Annotated in this window: 6 protein-coding genes and 2 pseudogenes; 6 read left to right on the top strand and 2 right to left on the bottom strand. The window is 53.0% G+C overall.

Annotated elements, in window-relative coordinates:
- Positions 1-102 (bottom strand): annotated as a pseudogene (locus tag PsAD37_RS29480) (type VI secretion system tube protein Hcp); the annotation flags it as partial.
- 849 nt (positions 103-951) lie between these two features.
- Here PsAD37_RS29480 and PsAD37_RS09500 point away from each other — a divergent pair.
- From PsAD37_RS09500 to PsAD37_RS09470, 6 genes are all read left to right on the top strand, one after another.
- Positions 952-2,469, top strand: a complete 1,518-nt coding sequence (locus tag PsAD37_RS09500) for a site-specific integrase (RefSeq protein ID WP_084407714.1) — start codon at positions 952-954, stop codon at positions 2,467-2,469.
- 878 nt (positions 2,470-3,347) lie between these two features.
- Positions 3,348-3,596: a helix-turn-helix domain-containing protein gene (locus PsAD37_RS09490; protein WP_063295944.1), complete on the top strand. Its 249-nt coding sequence runs from the start codon at positions 3,348-3,350 to the stop codon at positions 3,594-3,596.
- Positions 3,593-4,081 (top strand): helix-turn-helix domain-containing protein, encoded by a 489-nt coding sequence (locus PsAD37_RS09485; RefSeq protein ID WP_063295943.1) that lies wholly within the window; start codon positions 3,593-3,595, stop codon positions 4,079-4,081. The genes PsAD37_RS09490 and PsAD37_RS09485 overlap by 4 nt, the downstream gene beginning before the upstream one ends.
- A 44-nt stretch (positions 4,082-4,125) precedes the next feature.
- Positions 4,126-4,620 carry a hypothetical protein gene (locus PsAD37_RS09480; RefSeq protein WP_063295942.1) on the top strand — a complete coding sequence of 165 codons (495 nt, stop codon included), beginning with the start codon at positions 4,126-4,128 and terminating at the stop codon, positions 4,618-4,620.
- Between the two features lie 11 nt (positions 4,621-4,631).
- Entirely contained in the window at positions 4,632-5,018 is a 387-nt protein-coding gene (locus tag PsAD37_RS09475) for a DUF6362 family protein (protein WP_063295941.1), read from the top strand.
- 355 nt (positions 5,019-5,373) lie between these two features.
- The gene (locus PsAD37_RS09470; RefSeq protein ID WP_063295946.1) at positions 5,374-5,586 is read left to right on the top strand and encodes a hypothetical protein; all 213 of its coding nucleotides are present in this window, start codon (positions 5,374-5,376) and stop codon (positions 5,584-5,586) included.
- Here the strand turns inward: PsAD37_RS09470 and PsAD37_RS29090 are convergent.
- Positions 5,560-5,679 (bottom strand): annotated as a pseudogene (locus PsAD37_RS29090) (IS30 family transposase); the annotation flags it as partial. The gene PsAD37_RS09470 and the pseudogene PsAD37_RS29090 overlap by 27 nt on opposite strands.

Genomic DNA, 5,679 nt, shown 5'->3' with positions numbered 1-5,679 from the left:
GCCTTCCTGCCACACGTTACCGACGGAATCTTCAGTAAACGCGCCTTGAGTGATTGGACCCTGAGTTGACCCTTCAATGGTGATATAAGCGGGTGTTGGCATAGTATGCTCCTGGTGAGCGCCCTCCATGTGCGGACAGACGCAGCAAAACAAATAAATGAACCCCATTTGATGAGAATGGGCCACAGCCCCAGACCCCAGTCTGCGACAGCGTACCAACACAACTGCAACTTCCATGCCAGAATGGGGGAAATAGTCGCAAAAACTCACCTGGTCGGATTTACCTATTGAAATAACAAAAGAAATTAATTTTAAAACACGCACAAAGCTGCCTGCGACGCAGAGTGGTAATTTAATCTCCCCTTGCATAAACTTGAGCCACTTCTGGCCAGGAAATTAACAAAACCCTAGCAAAGCGGCTATGTTATTGAAAAATATAAGAAATCAGCGGGCCATTTTCGGCCCAGTCCGGGCCGTTTTTGGCTTACCCCTGAAATATAAGGCAAAATCGGAATAAGAACTCAAAGACAAATTCCTTTTTGAGCTGAATTTGGGGGCTTCAGGCCTCAAATGACCTCCAAAACAGTTCCTCTTAGGGGAGCTTATAGTGACCTTTGACAGCGAAGAATTACTTTCAGATGAATACTGCTCAGGAATAATGCCTGATATGCAAACTGGCTGAAGCTGGCAGCTCAGCCTATCGCACCTCATCTTCCAGTTCTTTCGAAGGGGATTTTTCTCCTGATTTGGCGTCCTGCGTGCACCCCTTCTATTTTTCACTGCCTTTGAACGCCTTTCATTGCCTGTGAGCGCCTATGAACGCCTATACGCCCAAGATCTGCTCCGATTAGACTTCCCTGCAAGCGTGAGCACGCCATAAGCTCAGACTTAGATCTTGCAAGAGCTGGCACACTACGCATTACTTGGATGTTATGTGAGGGGGAGTAGATTGTGCCAAGTCGTCAGCGCCTTACAGAAAAGATTGCTCGCACAGCAAAGCCCACGGTTTGGCAATACCAGCTGTTTGACAGCGTGGTCGCCGGCTTTGCACTGGTGATCTACAAGTCCGGCACCAAGGCGTTTAACGTGTCCTACCGCGTCAATGGCCGCCAGCGTCGCTACACCATCGGCCAATGGCCGGCCTGGAGTGTAGTCGCAGCACGAGAGCGAGCCAAAACCATCCGCCGGGAGATTGAGCTTGATTGCGACCCGTTGGGCAACCGGGAAGCAGAACGTGTTGTGCCGCGCGTAAGCGATCTTATTGAGCGTTATATCGATGAGCACCTACCCAAACTTGCCGCCCGCAATCAGGCAGACCAGATTTCCATGCTGAGTAAGCTGGTGCTGCCACAGTGGAAGAACCTTCTGGTGCGCGAGATTTCACCTGCGGATGTCAACAAGCTGCTCAGCAACGTGGCCGCTGGGCGACATCGTCCCGCAAAGAAACTCAAACGCCGAAGCAAACCAAAATCCACACCGATCCGCGCCAATCGTCTGGGCGAGATCTTGCGCAAGATGTTTAATCTGTCGGTGCAGTGGAAGATGCGTCCTGATAACCCTGCGCAAGGATTCCACAAGAGGCTAGAGAATGCCCGCGAGCGGTTCTTGTCACTTGATGAGATCAACCGTCTGTCTGATGCGCTCGAGAACAGCAAAGACAAACGCGGAGCTGATGTGATCCGCCTCTGCCTTCTCACAGGCTCACGTCTGGGCGAAGTAAGATTTGCCCGCTTCGAGCAGTTCAACCTCGAACTCCTGACCTGGTTCAAGCCAGCAACCAATACCAAACAGAAGCGTATCCACCGCCTGCCTATATCACCTGAGGTCGCTGACCTGGTGAGGAGACGCCAGTCCGTTGTCTCTGAAGACTGCCCCTGGCTGTTTCCGGGAGATGGGACTGGCAAACCCGTTCATGAAATGCGCCGCTATTGGCAAGGTATCTTGAAGCAAGCAGAGATCTGCGATGTCCGCATTCATGATCTTCGCCATACGTTTGCATCTCTTCTGGTGTCTGGAGGCGCTTCATTGGAGGTGATCGGCAGGCTCTTGGGGCACACCCAAATGAGCACAACTCAGCGCTATGCCCATCTGATGGAATCTCCGTTACGTGAAAGCGTTAATGCAGTTGCAGGTTATGTGACCGCCAAGCCGCGCCGACACACGCAGCAAGTTGTCTCACCTCCTCCAACCTCACCTGTCTTTTCTGCACTAACCTTGCCTGCTAGTTCTCCCGTGCCGTTTTCAGCGCCTGCCAAAGAGGCTGAAAACGGCGACGGATGGTACTTCATATCAGGCGCCTCTCCGGCTGGAGAGACCTCAATAAACCAGTCCTGCATCGCACTGGCGAGCTCATTCAGAGTATTGTGGACGCCTTGCGTAAACAGATGCACACACAGCGGTGCCCACATCCCTTCCCAGTCATACTTCGGTTCACGTCCACCCCGATTGCTACTCCTGCCACCACGCTGACCAAGAGCATGCTTTTCTTCAAAGCGATAAAGATCAGTCGCTGGAATCCAAAGCTCATCGGGCTGTACTGCCAGACCTTGCCTGGGGCAGGTGACATAAAGCAATTCGGCACCTTTCTTGCGCAAAGGGATCACGCGGTGCACGAGGCAGGTGCGTGCAGGTACCCCCGCGGTTCCCAGCATTTTGAACAGATCCGATCCGCACAGCTCCACCATCCCACATACTTTTTGTGCCCCGCACACAACCAATGGCGTACTGGTGACAAGGCGAAACCGCCCCGCCTCAGCCCAGCCTGCAATGGTGGCAAGAGGAACGCCCCAACGCGCCTCGGCTTCAAAAACTGTGAAATACTCTTTTGATGGCAGCGTCATTGGTATCCCTCCCCTGTGGCACCCAGTTTCTATTGGGCCTCATCAAAGAACACATCACCGCATGTAGTTCGCATTCAACCTGCCGTTTAGGTCAGGCTATTTCCAGAAAAACTTAAGACCTTTACCGGCTTACAACAGGCCAGTTTCTCAAATCAGCACGTCCAGCAGAGTTGATTTGACCAGAATATCAACTGTTTGAAATACTGAAGGTTTTTGCTGCAACTCGAATTCTAAAATTGACCATTGATATCTATGGGATATTCCAAATCTTCATGAACTCACAGGGGCAGTTGCAGCCCTTGGTTTGAGGCCTCCGATGCATCAGGTGGATTACCGGCGGAGCAGCCTCAGGAAACGGTTCGGTTGTCCTCAATAGGCGTTGCCTTAATGTTTGAACGCCTATGAACGCCTTTCACTGCCTTTGAACGCCTATACGCCCATTTGCTCTCCATGCTTAGCTTTTCCGCAAACCGTTTGAGCCCAAGCGGTCCTGCTTTAGAGGAGCACATGGAAGACAACGTCCCTACCCCGGAACTTGAACAAACAGAACCTAAGGCCATCCTTGATGGCTGGATGACCCGCGCCGAGCTGGCCAAAGAGCTTGGCGTTTGTGTTGATACGCTGGGCCGCTGGCAGACCATGCGTATTGGCCCGCCGTGTGTGCGTACTGGCAGGCGGGTGTTTTATCGCCGCGCCTCTGTCATCGAGTGGCTCAGGCAAAAGGAAATCCGCGAAAACCGGATCTCAAACCTATGAGCGTTCAAGCAATCACCTGGGCTTATGGGTGTTCTCAAGTTTCCGATCCGATCGAGAAGTTTGTGCTCATCACCATCGCCAACTTTGCCGATGAGTTCGGCCTGTGCTGGCCATCGCAAACGACGTTGCAGGAGGCGTGCTGCTGCTGCGAGCGCAAGCTGCGCAACTGCCTGAATGACCTGGAAGCGCTGGGGCTGATCACCCGCTACCAACGTCGCCGTGCCAATGGCTCTCGCAGGTCCGATATTTTCGTCCTTACTGGCTTTGACGGACGCAGGGCCATTCCCGATCAAAATGATCACCCTGCCTTGGAAAACTTACCAGCGATCAAACCCGGAACAACCAGCCGGCATGGTGTGCCGGAAGGACCTGCCAGCAACCGGCACGTGGTGCCGCACCAACCGGCATGTGGTGCCCCCCTTGAACCGTCATTTAGAACCATCAAAAGAACCTTTTCCCCCTTACCCCCAAAACCCGCCCAGTGAGCAACTTCGGGCAAAACCTCAAAGACCAGCCAAGGAGAAATCCCATGAGCAATCTGTTCGATCCCATGAACCCTCCAAACGCAAAAAATCCATTTCCCATGTTTGGCAGAGAGCCTGGGATGAGGCTGTTACAGCAGCTGATAGTCTCCCGGCCAGAACGACGACTAGCACCAAGAACGGCTCAAGAGATTGAGGAACTGGAGCAACTGCTCAGCACACTCACACAGGCCAACGCACCTGGTGGGTCAAAACCAGTGAGCCTGGCTGTTGGTCAGCTTCTCAACCACTATCCGCAAAAACGGCTCTCACCAGAGGCCATCACACAACTGATTGAGGATTGGATTCAAGATCTAGGCAGCTATCCAACCGATGTGATCTTTGCCACCTGTCAGGCCTGGAGGCGCAGCAGCAAGACTATCGCGCCCACCCCCGGTCAACTGATCACTCTGGCTGAACCCATCATGGCAGCCCGTAACTTCCATATCCGGGTGCTGAACAGCGTTTTAGAAGCTCAAGTGATGCCTCAGTCCAACAGCTAGGAGATACTTGTTTGGCCCTGAACACCACACAGATCGTCGACCGGCTTGAACTTGCGGCCAGCACGTTACGGCGACTTCCAAATCCACCAAGGTCAACACCACGGCGCGACGGCAACACCTGGCCGCAGGTCATCCATGATGTTCATGAGGCCTATGGCTACAACAAAACCCAAATCCGGGCGGTGCCCAGCGCCAAAGACATTCAGCACATGGAAGAAGCCATTGATTGGCTACGATACGTTCCTGAACCTGATAATAGAAAAATACTCTGGATGCGGGCAGAAGGTTTCCGCTGGCGACCCATCTGCATTCAGGTGGGGCTGACCCGTTCTACCGCTCATCGCCGCGCTGTGGCCGCTGTTTTGGCCATACAGCGCGCTATAAACAAGCGAAGGTGAAGTCACCGGCACTTCTACCCTCTACATTCATGACCGGCTAATGCCATGGGTTTGTGGAGGAATTCGGTTTCCTTGCATTGACACCTTGCGCCAATCATCGCATGGTCATCTTGAGGCATCACAACCTCTACGAAGCGGTCACCGTAGCCGTAAACCGCGGTCATTTGTGTTTGGAGTTAGCTCTCCTTACGCAAGCTCTCGCTTATGGGCGGGAGGGCGGTGAATACAATACCCCTTCGCGGGGGGAATAAACCCGCCTGTCTTCGTCAGGTTGTGAACCTCCCGCTCACCAGTGGGTTGTCACAAGCCTTCTGTGGAGTGGTTTGTTCAACAAGCCAACGAAGAGGGCTTTGTAATGACTGATACTGGTAAAGAGAAATGTGCCCATACGTCCCTTCGCAATGAAGTGGATCAGCTTCGATTATCAACCAACCACCTCAAAAATCTAGTCTATTCCATGAGCGTGGTGATGAGCGAACGCATGGAGCATACCCAGGAATATGAAGCGTTGCTGACGCTGTTTGATACTGTGCGGGTGGATTCAACTGGTCGCGGCAACACACTGTGAGAACTTCTCAGCTGGGGTTTGATATTGCAAGGTCTTGCGGGGTCGTTGGTTGAGTTGCCTTGCTATTGCATCAAGTTCAGGCTGCGTGTGTAC

Source organism: Pseudovibrio sp. Ad37 (genome assembly GCF_001623075.1).
GTDB lineage: Bacteria > Pseudomonadota > Alphaproteobacteria > Rhizobiales > Stappiaceae > Pseudovibrio.
The sequence above is the reverse complement of the archived record's forward strand: the minus strand, read 5'-3'. Positions and strand labels throughout refer to the sequence as shown.

What these genes read in the sequence shown, in the direction of transcription:
- PsAD37_RS09485 (WP_063295943.1), top strand. Translation starts at nt 3,593, where the DNA reads ATGAGCGTTCAAGCAATCACCTGGGCTTATGGGTGTTCTCAAGTTTCC.
- PsAD37_RS09470 (WP_063295946.1), top strand. Translation starts at nt 5,374, where the DNA reads ATGACTGATACTGGTAAAGAGAAATGTGCCCATACGTCCCTTCGCAAT.
- PsAD37_RS09490 (WP_063295944.1), top strand. Translation starts at nt 3,348, where the DNA reads ATGGAAGACAACGTCCCTACCCCGGAACTTGAACAAACAGAACCTAAG.
- PsAD37_RS09480 (WP_063295942.1), top strand. Translation starts at nt 4,126, where the DNA reads ATGAGCAATCTGTTCGATCCCATGAACCCTCCAAACGCAAAAAATCCA.